The following is a 20,403-nucleotide window of genomic DNA, read 5'->3' as shown; positions in this document are numbered from 1 at the left end:
GCCGCCATTATGATCCGACTTCAGAACCTGACTCTACAGCGCGGCCCGCAGCGTTTGCTGGAAGGCGCCGAGCTGACCCTTCATCCTGGCCATAAGGTCGGGCTGGTTGGCGCCAATGGCGCCGGTAAGTCCAGCCTGTTCGCCTTGCTGCGCGGCGAATTCACCCCCGACGAGGGCGACTGCCAGCTGCCGCCCGACTGGCGCATTGCACACATGCGCCAGGAGGTCGATACGCTCGATCGGTTGGCGGTCGATTACGTGCTGGACGGCGATACCGAGCTGCGCCGCATTCAGGGTGCGTTGATCGAAGCTGAAGCAGCCTCTGACGGCGGGGCACTGGCTCGCTTGCATACCGAGCTCGATAACGCCGACGGCTATACCGCTGACGCACGGGCACGCAAGTTGTTGGCCGGCCTGGGTTTTGCCAATGAGCAAATGGATCTGCCAGTAAGCAGCTTCTCGGGAGGTTGGCGGATGCGTCTGAATCTGGCGCAGGCGCTGATGTGTCCGTCTGATCTGTTGCTGCTCGACGAACCCACCAACCACCTCGATCTGGATGCCATTCTCTGGCTGGAAGCCTGGCTTAAGAGCTATCCGGGCACACTGATGCTGATTTCCCATGATCGCGACTTCCTCGACGAGGTGGTCGGTCATGTGGTGCACGTCGAGCAGCGCAAGCTGACGCTCTATCGCGGGGGCTACTCGGCGTTTGAGCGGGCCCGGGCCGAGCGCCTGGCGCAGCAGCAGCAGGCGTTCGAAAAGCAACAGGCACAGCGCGAGCACATGGAGGACTTTATTCGGCGCTTCAAAGCCAAGGCGAGCAAAGCGCGGCAGGCGCAGAGCCGGATCAAGGCCCTGGAAAAGCTTGAGGAGTTGGCCCCGGCGCATATCGATTCGCCGTTTGACTTCGTTTTTCGCGAGGCGGATAAGGTCTCCAGCCCGCTGCTGGATCTGGAACAAGGAAGCCTTGGTTACGGTGACAAGATTGTGCTGGACAAGGTCAAGCTGCAGCTGGTACCTGGCGCCCGTATCGGTTTGCTTGGCCCCAACGGAGCGGGGAAATCTACGCTGATCAAGACGCTGGCCAACGAGCTGCAGCCCTTGGGTGGACGCCTGCAGCGCGGCGAGAATCTCGTCATCGGCTATTTTGCCCAGCATCAGCTAGACGCTCTGGACGCCAAGGCCAGCCCGCTGTTGCATCTGCAGCGTATCGCCCCTGGCGAACGGGAGCAGGTACTACGTGATTTTCTCGGGGGTTTCGATTTCCGCGGCAATCGCTGCGATGAGCCGGTCCTTAACTTCTCCGGCGGTGAAAAGGCCAGGCTCGCGCTAGCGCTGATCGCCTGGGGCAAACCCAATCTGTTGCTGCTCGACGAGCCGACCAACCACCTCGATCTCGAGATGCGGCTGGCGTTGACGCTGGCCTTGCAGGACTTCGAGGGGGCCGTGCTCGTCGTGTCCCACGACCGGCACTTGCTGAAAAGCACGACCGATGAATTCCTGCTGGTTGCAGAAGGCCGGGTAGTGGAGTTCGAAGGTGACCTTGAGGACTACGCTCGCTGGCTGGTCGACTACCGTTCCCGCCAGCAGCCGCTGAGCCCAGTGGAGGCCACGGGTGAAAAGACTGATAAACGCGCCGCCCGCCAGGCTGCGGCTACCTTGCGTCAGCAATTGGCTCCGTTGAAACGGCAAGCCGAAAAGCTCGAAAAGTCTTTGGCTGATATTCACGAAAAGCTCGCGCCGCTGGAGGCGCGTCTCGCGGATTCGGATGTATACGAGTCGGCTCGCAAGGATGAGCTGCGCGAGCTGCTGGCCAAGCAGGCTGAACTGAAGGTGCGCGAAGGCGAATTGGAAGAGGCTTGGCTGGAGGCGCTCGAATCGCTCGAAGTTCTACAAAGCCAACTCGAGGCGAGCCTGTGAGCGAGCGGTGGTTGATTTTTTCGCAAAGATGGAGCGATCAGTTACTGCTCGGATTGCAGATACTGTTGATTCTGCTGGTCGCCTATATTCTTCAGCGGCTCGTCGTACGTGGGCTTTCACGGCTCGGCAGTCGCTATCCGCTTCCGCCTGAACTGCTTTTGCCGCTGCGTGGCGGGATTCGCTGGTTCATTATTGGCGGTGCGCTGATCATGGTGCTCGAGCGCGTCGGAGTTTCGGCCACCGTCATTTGGACCGCCTTCTCCGGGTTCGTGGCAGTCGCAGCTGTGGCCTTCTTTGCGATCTGGAGCGTGCTCTCCAACCTGCTCTGCGCTGTGCTCATCATGACCGTTGGGCCGTTTCGGTTGGGTGACATGGTGGAACTGGTGGAGAGTTTCGACAAGCCCATCGTCAAGGGCCGAGTCATCGATATAAACCTGCTTTACACCACGCTGGAGGAGTCAGCCGATAGCGGAACCGGCGCGATCGTTCAGGTTCCTAACAGTCTGTTCTTCCAGAAGGTGTTGCGCCGCTGGCGTGGCACCGAGATCCAGCCCCCTCATCACAACGCACACGAGTAGCACGCATGGAATGGCTTAGCAGCCCCGAAATATGGGTCGCCTTTTTGACCCTGACTGCCCTGGAAATCGTCCTGGGTATCGACAACATTATCTTCATTTCCATCCTCGTCGGGCGTTTGCCGAAGGAACAGCAACCCAAGGCGCGTTTCTTCGGCCTGGCCTTGGCAATGGGCACGCGGATTCTCTTGTTGCTATCGATCGCCTGGGTCATGCGCCTGACCAATGATTTGTTCACCGTATTCGAGCACGGTGTGTCCGGGCGTGACCTGATCCTGTTTTTCGGCGGCTTGTTCCTGCTGTTCAAGAGCACCATGGAAATCTGGCATAGCGTTGAAGGGGAAGAAGAGTCGGGCGGCACCACGGGAGGTGCGGTCAAGGCAGGCTTCGTTGGCATCATCCTGCAGATCGCAGTGATCGATATCGTCTTCTCGCTGGACTCGGTGATCACCGCAGTGGGCCTGGTGGACAACGTGCAGGTGATGGTGGCCGCAATCGTGATTGCCGTCGGGGTAATGATGCTCGCCGCTGGCACCATCAGCGACTTCATCGAGAAGCATCCGACGCTGAAAATCCTCGCGCTGTCGTTCCTGATTGTGGTCGGCACCCTGCTGGTGGCGGAAGCCTTCGGCGCGCATGTGCCCAAGGGCTACGTGTACTTCGCCATGGCGTTCTCGCTAGGGGTTGAGGCGATCAACATTCGTATGCGCAAAGCGATGAATCGCAAGCTGAAGGAGCCGGTCAAGCTCGGCAAAGACATACCGGACTAAGGGCTGTGCTGAAAGCTGCGCCTGTCAGGCGCAGCTTCTTGGGGGATCAATCATGACGCTCGAAACCTGGCTTGCCTTTCTTGTTGCCTGTTGGGTCATCAGCCTGTCTCCAGGGGCGGGTGCGATCGCCTCGATGTCGTGTGGATTGCAGTACGGCTTCTGGCGCGGTTATTGGAACGCGATCGGTTTGCAGATTGCGCTGGCGATGCAGATAGCCGTAGTGGCCGCGGGTGTCGGCGCGGTGCTGGCGACCTCGTCGCTCGCCTTCAGCCTGATCAAATGGTTCGGGGTCATCTATCTGTTGTGGCTGGCGCTTAAGCAGTGGCAGGCGGTGCCATCGATGCTTGACGACAGCGCTGCGCCGCGACCGATCGGCCGCCCGTTAGCCTTGGTGTTCCGCGGTTTTCTGGTCAATGCCAGCAATCCTAAAGCCATTGTGTTCATTCTCGCTGTGCTGCCGCAGTTTCTCGATCCACAGCGCGATCTGGTACTGCAGTATCTGCATATGGGAACGACGATGGTGGTGGTCGACCTGATCGTCATGGCGGGCTATACAGGATTGGCTTCCCGGGTTTTGCGCTTGCTGCGCACGCCGCGTCAGCAGCGCCTGGTCAACCGTAGTTTTGCCGCTATGTTCGCCGGTGCTGCCGCTTTGCTGGCTACGGTGCGGCGGGCTGTGGCATGACGGGGGCTGCACCGCTTCGGGTATGGGTTGACGCTGATGCCTGTCCCAAGGCAGCCAAAGAGCAGCTGATCAAGTTCGCCCTCAAGCGCAAGTTCGAGGTGCTGCTAGTGGCGGGCCAGAGCCAGATCAAGCCGGCCTTCGCCTGTGTTCGTCTCATCGTCGTGCCGAGCGGCCCGGACGCGGCAGATGACTATCTGGTCGAGCATGCGCAGCCTGGCGAACTGGTGATTTGCAGCGATGTGCCTCTGGCCGATCGACTGGTGAAAAAAGGCGTGGCGGCCCTCGATCCGCGCGGTCGTGAATTCGACGAGCGCAACATGGGCGATCGTCTAGCGGTGCGCAACCTGTTCACTGACTTGCGTGAGCAGGGTCAGGTGGGCGGTGGGCAGGGTGCCTACGGCGACCGCGATCGGCAAGCGTTTGCCAACGCGCTGGACCGCCTGCTGACGCAGCTGGCTCGAGCCGGCGTACGCTAAGCAAACACGACTGGCGCGAGGTGCTGTTCCGCTTAAGGTCGCTTCGGATCAGCCGCAAAGATAGGTGCCGGTCCCTACTGCGATCAGCACCCCTTCTTCGTTGTGCAGTTCGGAGCGAACCACCGCTACCTTGTTGCCGGAGCGCAATAGGGTAGCGCCGGCACTGAAGCGTTTGCCGCGTCCTGGGCGTAGGTAGTCGATTCGCAGATCGATGGTGCCGAGGCGCGAGAGGCGCAGGGCGCGCTCTTCGGTGGTCAGGTGCTGATGTTTCTCGAAGGTTCCGATCATAGCCATGGCGCCGCCGACGACGTCGAGAAGCGACGCGATCACGCCGCCATGCAAAATGCCGTGAAAGAAATTACCGACCAGCTCTTGTTTCATTGGCAGGTGCATCACCACGCGCTGGCGGGACACCTCATCCAGTTCGATACCCAGGTATTCATTGAACGGAATGCGCTCGAACAGCTGGCGCACCGCGTGCTGTTGCTCTTCGATGGTATCGATTGGGTGGTTCATTCGTGCGGCTCTCCGGCAGATCCAACTAAGCTGCCGGAGGGAGGGGGGATTGACCAGTGGCGCGGCGGGAGCGCCGGTAAGATTGGCGGTATCGCCACGCCGATGCCTCAGCTCCCACGCCTTGGCTCGAAAGCTGGGGCAAGGTCAGCCGAGGCGCTATTTGCCGGTCAGTGCCAGCACCCTATCGACCAGCTTGTAGATGCCCGTAGCCGCGTCGCTGATGGATTGGGCCAACATATAGGCAGGAGTGGTCACCAGGTTATGCCGCGAGTCCTCGACGATCTCAGTGACTTCGCACGGTTGATGTTCGACGCCCATCTCCCGTGCCGCCGCTGCAGCCGGATCGTCGTCATTGCCCAGGGTGCAGACCACGCCGCGGCCAAAGATCTGGGCCGCCATGGTAGGCGCGATGCACATCATGCCGACCGGCTTGCCGGCCGCGGCGAAGGCTTGGGCCAGCGCTAACACTTCGGGAAGCACCTTGCAGCTGGCGCCCTGGGTGGCGAAGTCGGACAAGTTTTTCGCAGCGCCAAAGCCGCCTGGCACGATCAGCGCGTCGAACTCCTCGGCATTGGCTTCGCGAAGATCCTTGATCTCTCCCCGTGCCAAGCGCGCGGATTCGATCAGCACGTTGCGGTTTTCCGGCATTTCTTCACCGGTTAGGTGATTGATTACATGCATCTGGTCAATATTCGGCGCAAAGCACTGGACCTTGGCGCCACGCTGATCCAGGCGCAACAGCGTGATCACGCTCTCGTAGATTTCCGAGCCGTCGTATACGCCACAGCCGGAAAGAATCACGGCGACTTTTCTGTTCATTGAGATACTCCTGGTCAGTTCAGCAGCCTGGCAACTGCGCCAGGCGACAGCCTTCGATGCTAGCCCTTGGTGGAGCCCAAGGTAAGTCCATCGCGATGAGGGTTGGATGCCTTATCGCGACGGGTGTTCAACTGTGCGCGCGTCTGGCCTAGGCACTTCAGCTCGGCGATACACTGCTCAAAGCACTGGCAGTGCCCGCGCTTGGTGGCGACAATGAGGGCAATCTCCGGCCAGCGCGGATTGCTTGTCATCAAGCTGTCACGATGTCGGCTTATAAACGTCATATTCGCCCGTTCTACGGGCCAGGAGTTCGTTGTGAGTTTCGTTCCTGCCAATCGCTTGTTCCCCGCTACACGGCTGCGCCGCAATCGTCGTGATGATTTTTCCCGTCGACTGGTACGTGAGCATCGATTGAGCGTGGATGACCTGATCCTGCCCGTGTTTGTTCTCGATGGCGAAAATCGCCGCGAGCAGGTGCCGTCGATGCCCGGCGTGGAGCGTCTTTCCATCGATTTGTTGTTGGAAGAAGCCGCGGAACTGGTCGCGCTGGGTATTCCTGCGTTGGCGCTGTTCCCGGTCACGCCGCTGGAGAAGAAATCCCTCGATGCGGCGGAAGCCTGGAATCCTGAGGGCATCGCCCAGCGCGCCACCCGGGCCCTGCGCGAGCGCTTCCCGGAGCTCGGCATCGTCACTGACGTTGCGCTGGACCCCTTCACCACTCATGGCCAGGACGGGATTCTTGACGAGCATGGCTATGTGCAAAACGATGTCACGGTCGACGCGCTGGTCCGTCAGGCCCTGTCCCACGCTGAGGCGGGCGCGCAGGTGGTTGCGCCATCGGACATGATGGATGGGCGCATCCAGGCGATACGCGAGGCGCTGGAGGTAGCTGAACATCACAATGTGCGGATCATGGCTTATTCGGCCAAGTACGCCAGTGCCTACTACGGGCCGTTCCGCGATGCGGTAGGTTCGGCGGCGAATCTGGGTAAGGGCAGCAAGAACACTTATCAGATGGACCCGGCCAATGGTGACGAGGCCTTGCACGAAGTCGGCGCCGACCTTTCAGAGGGCGCTGACATGGTCATGGTCAAACCGGGCATGCCCTATCTGGACATTCTCTGGCGGGTTAAAGATGCCTTTCGGGTGCCGACCTTCGTCTACCAGGTCAGCGGCGAGTATGCGATGCACATGGCAGCAATTCAGAACGGCTGGCTGACCGATGCCGTGATTCTCGAATCGCTGACCGCCTTCAAGCGCGCAGGTGCCGATGGCATCCTCACCTATTTCGCCAAGCAGGCGGCACAACAATTAAAACAGGGGCAATGAGCCCTCCCGAGGCAGATCGATGACTAATCAGGGACTTAGCGAAAGCGAAATGCAGGCTGCTGCCATTGAAGTGCATCCCCTAGAGGAAATGGCCCCGTCAGCGCCTGAGGTGGAGAAGACAGAGGAAGCGCCAGCGCCACCGGCTCCCCCGCCGAATCTGGACGACAACAGCCTCTACATCCACCGCGAGCTGTCACAGCTGCAATTCAACATTCGCGTGTTGGAACAGGCGCTGGACGAGTCCTATCCGCTACTGGAACGGCTCAAATTCCTGCTGATCTTTTCCAGCAACCTCGATGAGTTTTTCGAAATTCGTGTTGCGGGGCTGAAGAAGCAAGTCACGTTCGCGCGTGAGCAGGCAGGTGCAGACGGTCTGCAGCCGCACCAGGCGCTGGCGCGTATTTCCGAACTGGTCCACGAGCAGGTCAGCCGGCAGTATTCGATCCTCAACGAGATCGTGCTGCCGGAACTGGCCAAGCATCAGGTGCGCTTCATTCGTCGGCGAAACTGGACAACCAAGATCAAGGCCTGGGTGCGCCGTTACTTCCGTGACGAAATCCTTCCGATCATTACGCCGATCGGTCTGGACCCCACCCATCCGTTCCCGTTGCTGGTCAATAAAAGCCTCAACTTCATCGTTGAGCTGGAAGGTATCGACGCCTTCGGCCGTGATTCCGGGTTGGCAATCATCCCGGCGCCTCGGTTGTTGCCGCGGGTCATACGGGTGCCAGAAGAAGTCGGTGGGACAGGCGCGAACCATGTGTTCCTGTCCTCGATGATTCATGCCCACGCCGATGATCTTTTCCATGGCATGAAGGTAAAGGGTTGTTACCAGTTCCGTCTGACGCGTAATGCCGATCTATCGGTCGATACCGAGGACGTCGAAGACTTGGCGCGTGCGCTTCGTGGCGAGCTGATTTCGCGCCGCTATGGCGACGCGGTACGGCTAGAGGTGGTGGATACCTGTCCGAAGCACCTGGCCGACTTCTTGCTCAAACAGTTCACTTTGAGCGAGAGCGAGTTATACCGTGTCAATGGGCCGGTCAACTTGACTCGGCTGTTCAGTATCACGGGGCTGGAAAGCCACCCGGAACTGCAGTACACCCCTTTTACGCCTGCAATTCCCAAGTTGTTGCAGAACAGCGAAAACATTTTCAATGTCGTTGGCCGGCAAGACATCTTGCTGCTGCATCCCTACGAGTCGTTCACACCGGTGGTCGATCTGTTGCGCGAAGCGGCGAAGGATCCCTGCGTTCTCGCCGTCAAACAGACGCTGTACCGCTCAGGCGCCAACTCCGAGATAGTCGATGCCCTCGTGGAAGCGGCGCGTAACGGCAAAGAGGTTACGGCGGTCATCGAGCTACGAGCGCGCTTCGATGAGGAATCCAATCTGCAGCTGGCCAGCCGCCTGCAGCAGGCCGGCGCCGTGGTGATCTATGGCGTGGTGGGCTATAAGACGCACGCCAAAATGATGCTGATCCTGCGACGCGAGAATGGCGAACTTCGGCGTTACGCTCATCTGGGTACCGGCAACTACCATGCCGGCAATGCGAAGCTCTACACTGATTACAGCCTGCTTACTTCCGATGATGCGCTTTGTGAGGACGTGTCGAAGTTGTTCAGCCAGCTGATAGGCATGGGCAAGACCATGCGTATGAAAAAGCTGCTGCACGCGCCCTTCACCCTAAAGAAGGCGTTGCTGGACATGATCATGCAGGAGACGCAACACGCCAGCGAAGGCAAGCCGGCGCATATCATTCTCAAGGTCAACTCGCTGACCGACGCGAAAATGATCCGGGCGTTGTACAAGGCCAGCCAGACCGGCGTGCGCATCGATCTCATCGTCCGCGGCATGTGCTGCTTGCGTCCAGGCATTCTCGGGGTTTCACACAACATTCAGGTGCGCTCGATCATTGGCCGCTTCCTCGAGCACAGTCGAGTGTTCTATTTCCTCAACGGCGGTGACGAGAAGCTCTACCTGTCCAGTGCCGACTGGATGGAGCGCAACCTGGATCGGCGGGTCGAGACCTGCTTCCCGGTCGAGGGCAAGAAGCTGGTGACACGGGTGAAGAAGGAGCTGGAGGGCTTCCTGACCGACAACACCCAGAGCTGGGTGCTGCAGTCTGACGGCAGTTATCTGCGTAACAGCCCAAGCGGCAATCAGAATCCACGCAACGTGCAGAACACGTTGCTGGAGCGTCTAGGAAGCCCGACTGCGCGATAAACGTCCGGTTATTGGGATGGCGGCGGTTCGTCCACCGCTGCCAAACTCAGCGCACGCTGAAGGTGAAGTCGATCCGCTTGAGCCAATCCGCCTCCAGGGCAAAATCGGCTTGTGTCAGCGGGTTTTGAGCCAGCCAGCCTTCAGGAAAAGCCACGTCCAGACTGTTATCGCCGGCCTTGAGCTGAAACGCTGGCGCTTGCTGCGGCCCACGGATGTGGTGGAAAAGAATCGCGAAGCGCAGCAATACACAGAGTCTGGTCAGCTTCACGCCGTCCTCGCTCATTTCCTCGAATTTCTGTTTGGGTATATTGCGGCGGTGGCCGCGAACCAGCAACGCCAGCATCTGTTGATCCTGACGTGAGAAGCCGGGGAGGTCGGAGTGCTCGATCAAGTAGGCGCCGTGCTTATGGTAGTGGTAGTGCGCGATGTCCAGTCCGACCTCATGTATCCGTGCCGCCCAGCTGAGCAGTTCTCGCAGCCATTCTTCATCTAATGCCCAATCGGAAGCGACCTGATCGAAGGCTTCCAGCGCCTTGCTTTCGACCCGAGCGGCCTGGTCAGTGTCGACGTGGTAGCGCTCCATCAGAAAGCTCAGTGTGCGATCGCGGATGTCTTCCTGGTGGTGTCGGCCGATCAGATCGTAGAGCACGCCTTCGCGCAGTGCGCCTTCGGAGTGCGCCATGCTGGTCAGCTCCAGGGCGTCGAAGATCGCTTCGAGAATGGCCAAGCCCGCAGGGAAGATGCCCTTACGGTCCGGCTTGATACCGTCCAAGTCGAGCTTTTCGACATCGCCCAGCTTGAACAGCTTGCGCTTGAGCCAGCCGATGCCATCGGCCGTGACTTCGCCGTTGCTAAGCCCGGCGCTCTTGATCGCGAGACCGACGGCGCGAATGGTGCCGGACGCACCCACCGCATCCTGCCAGCCGAGCCGGTGCAGGCCGTGCTCGACACTCATCAGCTCCAGCCTCGCGGCGGTATAGGCCTGCGCGTAGCGGGCCGGCGTAATTTTGCCGTCCTGAAAAAACCGCTGAGTAAAGCTCACGCAACCCATTTGCAAGCTTTCACGCAACAGCGAATCGAAACCTTCCCCGATGATGAATTCGGTGCTGCCACCGCCAATGTCAACGACCAGCCGCTTGCCGCTAGATGCGGGAAAGGTATGCGATACGCCAAGGTAGATGAGTCGCGCTTCCTCTCGGCCGGAAATCACCTCGACCTGATGCTGGATGATCGTCTCAGCTTGGCGAATGAACTGGGCGCGGTTGCGCGCCTCTCGCAGGGCATTGGTGCCGACCACGCGCACCGCGCCCTGGGGGAGATGATTGACCAACTGAGCGAAGCGGCGAAGGCAGTCCAGGCCGCGCTGCATGGCAGCTTCGTCGAGCTGTCTGTTCTCATCAATGCCGGCGGCCAGCTGGACCTTTTCGCCGAGTCGCTCGAGGATTCGCATCTCGCCGTTGCTGGTGCGGGCCAGCACCATGTGGAAGCTGTTCGAGCCGAGATCAAGGGCGGCGATCATCGGAAAGGGTTCGGCGGCTGTTGGGCGCATGGGGCAGTCTCTGTGCAAAACCCCGACATCCTGACATGATCGCCTTCATCCGCCAACGCGCAGCGCTGCGCCATAGCGCGCCGTCATCGATCCATTGTGCCTTCCATGGTCTATTGCCCAAGCGACAGGCTGCGACTTTCGATCCGCACCAAGCCGGGCTATGATGGCGTCACTTCTGATTTTGACCCTGGAGAAACTCCATGAGCGAATACATCAACAATGTCAGCGACAGCAGCTTCGAGCAGGACGTGCTCCAGGCCGATGGTCCTGTTCTGGTCGATTACTGGGCCGAGTGGTGTGGCCCGTGCAAGATGATTGCTCCAGTGCTCGATGAGATCGCCAAGGAATACGAAGGCAAGCTCAAAGTCTGCAAACTGAACATCGACGAGAACCAGGAAACTCCGCCGAAGTACGGCGTACGCGGCATTCCGACGCTGATGCTGTTCAAGAACGGCAATGTCGAGGCCACCAAGGTGGGCGCTCTGTCGAAATCGCAGCTGGCAGCGTTCCTCGATAGCAATATCTGATTCACGGTTGCTGCTTTCAAAAAGCCCCCGCAAATGCGGGGGTTTTTTATAACTGCAGGGTGGACGCTTCGCCTGCACGGTGCTAAATTCGGCCCTGCGACGCTTCTCCGTCGCCCTCTGCATGCCGTCGCCGACGCACTTCAGCCTGATAAAGCACAACGAACCTGTTCGTCTCCTGCTGCGCGGCTTCTCAAGCTAATCGCTTTCTTCATCCCTTCTGACTCTTTCTATGAATCTGACCGAACTTAAGCAAAAGCCCATCACCGAACTGCTGGAAATGGCCGAACAGATGGGCATCGACAACATGGCCCGTTCGCGCAAGCAGGACGTGATTTTCTCCCTGCTGAAAAAGCACGCGAAAAGCGGTGAGGAAATCTCCGGTGATGGCGTGCTGGAGATTCTGCAAGACGGCTTCGGCTTCTTGCGCTCCGCGGATTCGTCCTATCTCGCCGGCCCGGATGACATCTATGTCTCGCCGAGCCAGATCCGCCGCTTCAATTTGCGCACCGGCGATACGATCGTCGGCAAGATTCGCCCGCCTAAAGAAGGCGAGCGTTATTTCGCGCTGCTCAAGGTTGATACGATCAACTTCGATCGCCCGGAAAACGCGAAGAACAAAATACTGTTCGAGAACCTGACTCCGCTGTTCGCCAACAAGCGACTCACGATGGAGGCCGGTAACGGCTCCACGGAAGATCTCACCGGCCGGGTGATCGACCTTTGCGCCCCGATCGGTAAAGGTCAGCGCGGTCTGATCGTCGCACCGCCGAAAGCGGGCAAGACGATCATGCTGCAGAACATTGCGAGCAACATCACCCGTAACAACCCCGAATGCCACCTGATCGTTCTGCTGATCGATGAGCGCCCGGAAGAAGTGACCGAAATGCAGCGCACCGTGCGTGGCGAAGTGGTCGCCTCTACCTTCGACGAGCCACCGACCCGCCACGTGCAGGTCGCTGAGATGGTGATCGAGAAGGCCAAGCGCCTGGTCGAGCACAAGAAGGACGTGGTCATCCTGCTGGATTCCATTACCCGTCTGGCCCGTGCCTATAACACGGTGATTCCTAGCTCCGGCAAGGTACTGACGGGCGGTGTCGACGCCCATGCCCTGGAAAAGCCCAAGCGTTTCTTCGGCGCCGCGCGGAACATCGAGGAAGGCGGTTCGCTGACTATTATCGCCACCGCACTGGTGGAAACGGGCTCGAAGATGGATGAGGTGATCTACGAGGAGTTCAAGGGCACTGGTAACCTCGAGTTGCAGCTTGATCGCCGTATCGCCGAGAAGCGGGTATTCCCGGCGATCAACATCAACCGCTCGGGGACTCGTCGCGAAGAATTGCTAACCAGCGAGGAAGAGCTGCAGCGCATCTGGATTCTGCGCAAGCTGCTGCATCCGATGGACGAAAGCGCTGCGATCGAGTTTCTGCTCGACAAGCTGAAGGACACCAAGACCAACGAAGAATTCTTCATGTCAATGAAGCGCAAATAAGGTCTGGTCGTTGCTGCCGAGGCCGGGGAAACCCGGCCTTTGTCTGTCTGCAGGTTTTGTATCGACCTGCGCCAAGGCTACACTTTCCGCCCGGACACCCGCCGGCCCCTGCGAGGCTCAAGCAATGCAGTATCGCGATCTGCGCGACTTTATCCGAGGCCTGGAACAGCGCGGTGAACTCAAGCGCGTTTCAGCCGCCGTTTCTCCAGTTCTGGAAATGACCGAGATATGCGATCGAACCTTGCGCAAGCAGGGGCCGGCGCTGCTCTTCGAGAATCCGACCGGCTTCGATATGCCGGTTCTCGGAAATCTCTTCGGCACACCCAAGCGCGTTGCCCTGGGCATGGGGGCAGAGGAAGTGTCCGAGCTACGTGAGATCGGCAAGCTCTTGGCCTTTCTCAAGGAGCCGGAGCCGCCCAAAGGGCTGAAGGATGCCTGGAGCAAGCTACCGATCTACAAGAAGGTCATCAGCATGGCGCCCAAGGTGCTCAAGGATGCGCCCTGTCAGGAGCTGGTCGTCGAAGGTGACGATGTTGATCTGTCTCTGCTTCCGGTTCAGACCTGCTGGCCAGGCGATGCTGGGCCACTGATCACCTGGGGGCTGACAATCACCAAGGGCCCTAACAAGGAGCGGCAGAACCTTGGTATCTATCGCCAGCAGGTGATTGGTCGCAACAAGGTGATCATGCGCTGGCTCAGCCATCGAGGCGGTGCGCTGGACTTTCGTGAGTGGTGCGAGAAGTACCCCGACCGACCCTACCCAGTGGCGGTGGCGCTCGGCGCTGATCCGGCCACGATCCTCGGCGCTGTTACACCGGTTCCGGATTCGCTCTCCGAATATGCCTTTGCTGGCTTGTTGCGCGGCAGCCGTACCGAGCTGGTCAAATGCCGAGGCAGCGATTTGCAGGTGCCGGCCGGTGCCGAAATTGTTCTGGAAGGTTACATTCAGCCAGGCGAGATGGCCGATGAAGGGCCGTACGGTGATCACACCGGCTACTACAACGAAGTCGATCGCTTCCCGGTGTTCACCGTGGAGCGCATCACTCGACGTCGCGACGCTATCTATCACAGCACCTACACCGGTCGGCCGCCAGATGAGCCGGCGATACTTGGTGTCGCGCTCAACGAGGTTTTCGTACCGATCCTGCAGAAGCAGTTTCCCGAAATCACTGATTTCTATCTGCCGCCGGAAGGCTGTTCCTATCGCATGGCGGTGGTAACCATGAAAAAACAATACCCCGGCCACGCCAAGCGCGTGATGCTGGGCGTATGGAGCTTTCTACGGCAGTTCATGTACACAAAGTTCGTCATCGTTACCGACGACGATATCAACGCTCGGGATTGGAATGACGTTATCTGGGCCATTACTACGCGCATGGATCCCAAACGCGATACGGTGCTGATCGAGAACACACCAATCGACTATCTCGACTTTGCCTCGCCGGTGTCCGGTCTCGGCAGCAAGATGGGCCTCGATGCCACTCATAAGTGGCCCGGCGAGACTACTCGTGAATGGGGGCGGGCCATCGTGCAGGATGAGGCGGTGAAGCGTAGGGTCGACGAACTCTGGACCGAGCTTGGCATCGACTGATGATAGCCGCGCATTTACTCAGGTTTTGAATTGATGAAAGTAACCCTGCAACCCTCCGGGGCAGTGCTCGACGTCGAGCGTGGTGAGTTGATCCTCGATGCCGCGCGCCGGTTGGGCTACGACTGTCCGCAAGCATGCCGCAACGGTAATTGCCTGATATGCGCTGCACTGCTGGTTGACGGCCGGGTGCGTCAGCGTGGTGAAAGCCATGATCATGGCGAAGTTTTTGCCTGCCTGGCTGAGCCAGAGGAAGATTGCGTCCTGCTGTGGGATGGTGTGCTTGCGCCGGGGGAACTGCCGGTGCGTACGCTGAGTTGCCAGCTCGTCAGCTGTGATGAGGTGGGGGGCGACGTGTTTCGCCTGCTACTCCGTGCGCCGGCTGGAAAACTGCCGCGCTACCACGCTGGGCAGTACTTGTTGCTGGAGCGGGAGGATGGCGAATACAGCGCCTTTTCGCTAGCGTCCGCGCCAGGACGCGGACGTGAGCTGGAGCTCCATGTGCTGGCGCGTGAATCCTCAGCGATCGACCTGCTGCAGCAAATCAGGCGCACCGGGACGGCTCGCGTGCAGATGCCGTTCGGCGATACCCACCTCGCCGAGCTGCCAGAGGGACCGTTGGTGTTGATTGCTGCAGGCACCGGAATGGCGCAGATGCACAGTTTGATCGAGCATTGCCGAGCCGAGGGCTTCGCCTATCCGGTGCATCTATATTGGGGGGTGCGGCGCCCGGAAGACTTCTATCAGTTGACGCATTGGCAGGAATGGCAACAGATGCCCAATTTGTTTCTGCATCAGATTGTCAGTGATGCTTGTGAGTGGGCGGGGCGGCGCGGCATGTTGCATGAAGCAGTCTGCGAGGACTTCACCGATCTGCAGCCGGTTCACGTCTACGCCAGCGGGTCTCCCGCAATGGTCTACGGCACGTTGGATGCGTTGGTGGAGGCCGGGATGGATGCGAAGCAGATGCGTGCAGATGTTTTCGCCTATGCGCCACGGGAGCGTTAGGACAGAGGTTCGCGCTGTCCTAACGGTTAGTAGCAGGGCGGCGCGGTTTACAACACCGCCCCTGCGCTTGAGTAAAGGCTCGGTTCAGCGCGCTTGGCGCTGTTGAAGTAGCAGGTTGTTGTAGCCACTCGCTGATAACGCCTTCTGGGCCTGACCAAGTTTTTCCCGGTCGGCAAATGGCCCGACCAACACTCGATACCAGTCCTCGTCACGCACGGTCACGTTCTCCACCCGGACATCCTGCCCGAGCAGAATGATCTGCGCTCTGACCTTTTCCGCCTCCGGCTTCTTGCGGAATGAGCCGGCCTGCAAGAAAAACTGAGTCACCGGTGCCTTGGCTACTGTAGGCGGAGGCGGTGGTACCTGGCCATTCAGAGCGGCTTCGGCACGCGCTGCATCGATCTTGGCAGCCTCTTCCGGTGTAACCGGCTTGGGCGGTTCCGGCTTTGATGCTTCTGGCGGTAGGATCACTTCCGACTCAGGCAGCAGCGTATAGAAGTCGTACTTCGGTTTCGCTGGCTGGCCCGTGGCGGTAGGCGAACGCTTCGGCTGCTCCTTGGATTTCGCTGTGTCCTTGCTGCGCTTGATCTCTTCGCCGCCGGGTTCGAGGTTCATCAGGAACACGATAAAGCCCCCAATAACCAGGCCACACAGGAGCCAGACCCAGCCAGGTACTGGCTTCTTGGCGGGGGCCTGGTAGCGGCTCGCGCCACGTTTCGGGGCGGGTTTTTTCCTGGCTGCCACTTACATCCGCTCCAGCGTTTCCAGGCCAAGCAGGGCAAGGCCCTGTTTCAGCGTTTTGCCGGTCAGGGCGGCGAGGCGCAGGCGACTCTGTTTAACCGTCTCGCTCTCAGCGGTGAGTATCGGGCAATGCTCGTAGAAGCTGGAGAACAGCCCCGCCAGATCGTAGAGATAGCTGCACAGTAGGTGGGGAACACCCTTCTCACCGACACCGTTAAGCACCTCTGCGAACTGAGCCAGCTTCGCGCCTAGCGCTTGCTCTTGTTCGGCTTCCAGTTTGATCTCGCCGCCGAGTCCGTCCATGCCGGTGCCCAGCTTGCGAAACACGCTGGCCACTCGGGTGTAGGCGTAGAGCAGGTAAGGGGCGGTGTTGCCCTCGAAGCTGAGCATTTGCTCAAAGTTGAAGCTGTAATCGCTGGTGCGATGCTTGGACAGGTCTGCGTATTTCACCGCGCCGATGCCGACAGCGTGGGCGATTTGCCGCAGCTCCCCTTCGTCAAGATCGGGGTTCTTACCTTTAACCAAGCTATAGGCGCGCTGTTCGGCTTCGTCGAGCAGGTCGACCAGCTTCACCGTGCCCCCATCACGGGTCTTGAAGGGGCGGCCATCAGCGCCGTTCATGGTGCCGAAACCCATGTGCTCGAGCTGCATGTCGCTGCGGACGAAGCCGGCGCGCCGAGCCACCTCGAAGGTCATTTGGAAATGCAGCGCTTGGCGCTGATCGACAAAATACAGCGCGCGATCAGCCTTTAGCTGCTGACTGCGGTAGCGCATGGAGGCCAGGTCAGTGGTGGCGTAGAGGTAGCCGCCACCGGCTTTCTGCACAATCACCGGGAGCGGGTTGCCTTCGGCGTTCTTGAATTCATCGAGAAAGACGCATTGGGCTCCATTGCTCTCACTCAGCAGTCCTTTGACCTTGAGCGATGCGACTATGTCGGCAAGTTCGGCGTTGTAGGCGCTTTCGCCTTTTACGTCGTCCGGGGTGAGCATGACATTGAGGCGGTCGTAGACTTCTTGCGCATGGCTGAGTGAGAGTTCATTGAATTGCTTCCACAGCCGCAGGCATTCGGCATCGCCTGCTTGCAGCTCCACGACTAGCTTGCGCGCGCGTTCGGCAAACTCTGCCGATTCGTCGAAACGTTGCTTCGCTGCGCGGTAGAAGCCTTCCAGGTCTGCCAGCTCCGGTGAGTCGAAACCTTTCGGTTGTTCCTTCACGTAAGCCAGCAGCATGCCGAACTGGGTGCCCCAATCGCCGACGTGGTTCTGCCGGATAACCTCGTCACCGAGGAATTCGAGCACGCGCGCCACGGCGTCGCCGATGATGGTCGAGCGCAGGTGGCCGACGTGCATTTCCTTCGCCAGGTTCGGTGAGGAGAGGTCGACTACAACGCGTTGCTTGGAGCCCGTTTTGCTGACGCTGAGATGAGGGTCGGCAAGGGCGGCGTCCAGCCGCTGCGCCAACGCAGCGCTGTTTTGGAAGAAATTGAGAAAGCCCGGGCCGGCGATCTCAACCTTGCTGACGCTGGGGTCTGCTGGCAATGCTTCGATGAGCTTTTGCGCCAGATCGCGCGGCTTCATCCCTGCGGGCTTTGCCAGCATCATCGCGACGTTGCTGGCAAAGTCGCCGTGGGTCTTGTCGCGGGTGTTCTCCACCTGAATGGTCGGGTTCGACCCCTCCGGCAGCACGCCTTCAGCGGTGAGACGGGCCAGGGCTTGCTGGATCAGATGGCGAATGCTGTCTTTCATGATGTGCTCGGTCGGCCGAAGGCTTTGGTCGAAAACTGGGCATTATCGGTGCCCAGAGGCCGAACCTTCAAGGCTTAAGGCGCTAGTTGCGCTGGAGTCGTGCGATTGACCAACATCAGAACAGGTCGATCGGGTCAACATCCAACGACCAGCGCACGGTGCGGCTACCCGGCAGTGCCTCTACCTGCGGCATCCAGGCGTTCATCAGGTTATGCAGTGGTGCGCGGGCGTTAGCTTGTAGCAGTAGCTGCGCACGAAAGCGCCCGGCTCGTCGCTCCATCGGAGCGGGCACTGGTCCCAGCAGCTCGACACCCGTCAGGCCGAGTTGCGCTATCAGCTGTTCGGCCTGGATACAGGCTTGATCGAGGAAGTCTTCGGCCTGGCCGGGTTTCACCGCCTCGGCCCGCAACAGCGCAAGATGGCTGAACGGTGGCAAGCCAGCCGCGCGACGCTCGCTCAGCGCCTGTTCAGCGAAGGCGAAGTAGCCCTGCTCGGTCAGCTGAACCAGCAGCGGGTGGTCAGCCAGGTGGGTCTGGATGATCACTTTGCCGGGCTCCTCGGCCCGCCCAGCGCGGCCGGCTACCTGCACGATCAGCTGAGCCATTCGTTCGCTGGCGCGGAAATCGGCCGAGAACAAGCCACCATCCGCATCAAGAATGGCGACCAAGGTCACGCGCGGGAAGTGGTGGCCCTTAGCGAGCATTTGAGTGCCCACCAGCACGCATGGCTCGCCACGGTTGATGGTAGCCAACAGCTGCTCCATCGAGCCTTTGCGAGAGGTGCTGTCACGATCGATGCGCAGCACCGGGTAGTCAGGAAAGAGCGTTGCGAGTCGCTCCTCCGCTCGCTCGGTGCCCGCGCCTACGGGCCTCAGGTCGAGCTTGTTGCAGTCTGGACAGCTATGCGGCGGGCGTTCGGCATGCCCGCAGTGGTGGCAACGTAGCTCGTTATGGCGCTGATGCAGCGTCATCCTGGCGTCACAGCGAGGACACTGGCCGATCCAACCGCAATCGTGGCACAGCAGCGAGGGGGCGAAGCCGCGCCGGTTGAGGAAAACCAGCACCTGCTGTCCGGCGGCAAGTGTCTGCGCCATTGCCTGCTGCAACGGGCCGGAAATGCCGGAGTCGAGCGGGCGGCTCTTTATGTCCAGGCGCAGGAAGCGTGGCGCTTGGGCCCCTCCGGCACGCTCGGTCAGCTTCAATAGTCCGTAGCGCCCGCTATGCGCGTTGTGCAGGCTTTCCAGCGACGGCGTCGCCGACCCCAGCAAAATCGGGACGTTCTCTTGGCGCGCTCTGACCACGGCGAGGTCGCGTGCGTGATAGCGCAGGCCTTCCTGCTGTTTATAAGAGGCATCATGCTCTTCATCGAGAATGATCAACCCCGGGTTTTTCATCGGGGTAAACAATGCTGAGCGGGTGCCGATGATGATGTCGGCCTCGCCGTCCCGCGCCGCAAGCCAGGCATCTAGACGCTCGCGGTCGTTGACATTGGAGTGGAGCAGGGCGATGCGGGCATTGAAGCGTTTTTCGAAGCGCGCCAGGGTCTGTGGCCCGAGGTTGATCTCGGGAATCAGCACCAGAGCCTGCTTGCCAGCCTCCAACACCTGATGGATCAGCTGCAGGTAGACCTCGGTCTTGCCGCTCCCGGTGACGCCGGCGAGCAGGTATGCCTGAAAACCGTCCAGGCCGGAGCGAATGGCTTCGAAAGCGGCGCGTTGCTGCTGGTTAAGTGGGAGTTCCGCCTGCAGCAGCCAGCTGCCCTGGTGCCGCAGAGTCTGGTGGCAGCGCCGGGTCTCGACGCGCAGCAGGCCTTTTTGCAAAAGCAAATCGAGGCTGTCTTTGCTCAGCTGCAGCTGCGAAAGCAGGGCATGCGCTACGCCGTGAGGATGCTGAGCGATGGTCTTCAGTGCTTCACGTTGGCGTGGCGCCCGGCTCAGTCTCGGGTCTTCGGGCCGCGCGCCGTTGACCACATGCCAGAAGCGCTCCTGTCTCGCCTCGGCGGGTTCGCCCTGGCGCAGCAGGACCGGCAGCGCCCAGCTGAGCGTGTCGCCGAGGCTATGCTGGTAATACTGGGCAGTCCACAGGCATAGTTTGAACAGCGGTGACGGTAGGGGCGGTCGCGCATCGAGCAACTCCAGAGCCGGTTTGAGCTTGGCGTCGGGGACTTCGCTGTGACTGACGACCTCTACCAGTATCCCGATGATTTCGCGTCGGCCAAACGGCACGCGCAGGCGCATACCCGGCTGCAGTCCGGCGCTTGAGACGCCAGCAGGTGCGAGGTAGTCGAAGAGTCTGCGCAATGGCGAGGGCAGCGCGAGGCGGAGTATGGATCGGGGCACACGAAAGTCCTTGGCGGCGAAAGCCGATCTTAAACGATCCGGCGGGGTAGCAGGCTGGCCTGTAGTCTCGGGCTGTGGGGTTAGGCGAATATCTGTCCGATCA

General features: G+C 60.1%; 17 protein-coding genes. 11 read left to right on the top strand and 6 right to left on the bottom strand.

Translation table 11 applies throughout. The features are described 5' to 3' along the window. Nucleotides 1-9 precede the first annotated feature (9 nt). Genes ACIGHL_RS13230 through ACIGHL_RS13210 form a run of 5 tightly spaced genes read left to right on the top strand, consistent with a single transcriptional unit; the run spans nucleotide 10 to nucleotide 4,426 of the window. On the top strand, nucleotides 10-1,920 hold the full coding sequence (locus ACIGHL_RS13230; RefSeq protein WP_128120264.1) for an ATP-binding cassette domain-containing protein: 1,911 nt from the start codon (nucleotides 10-12) through the stop codon (nucleotides 1,918-1,920). Then, a complete protein-coding gene (locus ACIGHL_RS13225; protein ID WP_128120265.1) occupies nucleotides 1,917-2,498 on the top strand; it encodes a mechanosensitive ion channel family protein in 582 nt (193 codons plus the stop codon). Before ACIGHL_RS13230 ends, ACIGHL_RS13225 begins: the two co-directional genes overlap by 4 nt. A 5-nt stretch (nucleotides 2,499-2,503) precedes the next feature. After that, nucleotides 2,504-3,265, top strand: a complete 762-nt coding sequence (locus tag ACIGHL_RS13220; RefSeq protein WP_128120266.1) for a TerC family protein — start codon at nucleotides 2,504-2,506, stop codon at nucleotides 3,263-3,265. Between the two features lie 52 nt (nucleotides 3,266-3,317). Next, nucleotides 3,318-3,950: a LysE family transporter gene (locus ACIGHL_RS13215; RefSeq protein WP_128120267.1), complete on the top strand. Its 633-nt coding sequence runs from the start codon at nucleotides 3,318-3,320 to the stop codon at nucleotides 3,948-3,950. Beyond that, nucleotides 3,947-4,426 (top strand): YaiI/YqxD family protein, encoded by a 480-nt coding sequence (locus tag ACIGHL_RS13210; protein ID WP_045430843.1) that lies wholly within the window; start codon nucleotides 3,947-3,949, stop codon nucleotides 4,424-4,426. Before ACIGHL_RS13215 ends, ACIGHL_RS13210 begins: the two co-directional genes overlap by 4 nt. Before the next feature lie 48 nt (nucleotides 4,427-4,474). Here ACIGHL_RS13210 and ACIGHL_RS13205 read toward each other — a convergent pair whose 3' ends face one another. Both ACIGHL_RS13205 and elbB read right to left on the bottom strand, forming a co-directional pair. Continuing rightward, nucleotides 4,475-4,942, bottom strand: coding sequence for a thioesterase family protein (locus tag ACIGHL_RS13205; RefSeq protein WP_128120268.1), 468 nt, complete (start codon nucleotides 4,940-4,942; stop codon nucleotides 4,475-4,477). Between the two features lie 156 nt (nucleotides 4,943-5,098). Next, nucleotides 5,099-5,761, bottom strand: coding sequence for an isoprenoid biosynthesis glyoxalase ElbB (elbB, locus tag ACIGHL_RS13200; RefSeq protein ID WP_128120269.1), 663 nt, complete (start codon nucleotides 5,759-5,761; stop codon nucleotides 5,099-5,101). Between the two features lie 315 nt (nucleotides 5,762-6,076). On the opposite strand from elbB, the gene hemB reads away from it, so the two are divergent. Beyond that, complete coding sequence (gene hemB / locus ACIGHL_RS13195; protein WP_128120270.1) at nucleotides 6,077-7,090, top strand: porphobilinogen synthase; 1,014 nt, start codon at nucleotides 6,077-6,079, stop codon at nucleotides 7,088-7,090. Between the two features lie 19 nt (nucleotides 7,091-7,109). Beyond that, a complete protein-coding gene (ppk1, locus tag ACIGHL_RS13190; protein ID WP_128120271.1) occupies nucleotides 7,110-9,314 on the top strand; it encodes a polyphosphate kinase 1 in 2,205 nt (734 codons plus the stop codon). Nucleotides 9,315-9,360: 46 nt separating this feature from the next. On the opposite strand, the gene ppx is transcribed toward ppk1, so the two are convergent. Beyond that, nucleotides 9,361-10,863: an exopolyphosphatase gene (gene ppx / locus ACIGHL_RS13185; RefSeq protein WP_128120272.1), complete on the bottom strand. Its 1,503-nt coding sequence runs from the start codon at nucleotides 10,861-10,863 to the stop codon at nucleotides 9,361-9,363. A 200-nt stretch (nucleotides 10,864-11,063) separates the two neighbouring features. On the opposite strand from ppx, the gene trxA reads away from it, so the two are divergent. From trxA to ACIGHL_RS13165, 4 genes are all read left to right on the top strand, one after another. Further along, nucleotides 11,064-11,390 carry a thioredoxin TrxA gene (trxA, locus tag ACIGHL_RS13180; protein ID WP_019341284.1) on the top strand — a complete coding sequence of 109 codons (327 nt, stop codon included), beginning with the start codon at nucleotides 11,064-11,066 and terminating at the stop codon, nucleotides 11,388-11,390. A 229-nt stretch (nucleotides 11,391-11,619) separates the two neighbouring features. Continuing rightward, nucleotides 11,620-12,879, top strand: coding sequence for a transcription termination factor Rho (gene rho, locus ACIGHL_RS13175; RefSeq protein WP_045430829.1), 1,260 nt, complete (start codon nucleotides 11,620-11,622; stop codon nucleotides 12,877-12,879). A gap of 124 nt (nucleotides 12,880-13,003) precedes the next feature. Further along, a complete protein-coding gene (gene ubiD / locus ACIGHL_RS13170; RefSeq protein ID WP_128120273.1) occupies nucleotides 13,004-14,470 on the top strand; it encodes a 4-hydroxy-3-polyprenylbenzoate decarboxylase in 1,467 nt (488 codons plus the stop codon). Nucleotides 14,471-14,503: 33 nt separating this feature from the next. Beyond that, nucleotides 14,504-15,475, top strand: coding sequence for a CDP-6-deoxy-delta-3,4-glucoseen reductase (locus ACIGHL_RS13165; RefSeq protein ID WP_128120274.1), 972 nt, complete (start codon nucleotides 14,504-14,506; stop codon nucleotides 15,473-15,475). A gap of 84 nt (nucleotides 15,476-15,559) precedes the next feature. Here ACIGHL_RS13165 and ACIGHL_RS13160 read toward each other — a convergent pair whose 3' ends face one another. The 3 genes from ACIGHL_RS13160 to ACIGHL_RS13150 all read right to left on the bottom strand — a co-directional run bounded on the left by ACIGHL_RS13160 (nucleotide 15,560) and on the right by ACIGHL_RS13150 (nucleotide 20,300). Beyond that, nucleotides 15,560-16,219, bottom strand: a complete 660-nt coding sequence (locus ACIGHL_RS13160) for an SPOR domain-containing protein (RefSeq protein ID WP_216706988.1) — start codon at nucleotides 16,217-16,219, stop codon at nucleotides 15,560-15,562. Further along, nucleotides 16,220-17,962 carry an arginine--tRNA ligase gene (argS, locus tag ACIGHL_RS13155; RefSeq protein ID WP_128120275.1) on the bottom strand — a complete coding sequence of 581 codons (1,743 nt, stop codon included), beginning with the start codon at nucleotides 17,960-17,962 and terminating at the stop codon, nucleotides 16,220-16,222. 115 nt (nucleotides 17,963-18,077) lie between these two features. After that, on the bottom strand, nucleotides 18,078-20,300 hold the full coding sequence (locus ACIGHL_RS13150; RefSeq protein ID WP_128120276.1) for a primosomal protein N': 2,223 nt from the start codon (nucleotides 20,298-20,300) through the stop codon (nucleotides 18,078-18,080). Between the last annotated feature and the right edge of the window lie 103 nt (nucleotides 20,301-20,403).

It is taken from the genome of Pseudomonas sp. NPDC077451, assembly GCF_044543345.1.
Classification (GTDB): domain Bacteria; phylum Pseudomonadota; class Gammaproteobacteria; order Pseudomonadales; family Pseudomonadaceae; genus Stutzerimonas.
Note: the sequence above shows the minus strand (reverse complement) of the source record. Positions and strands in the feature narration are given on the sequence as shown.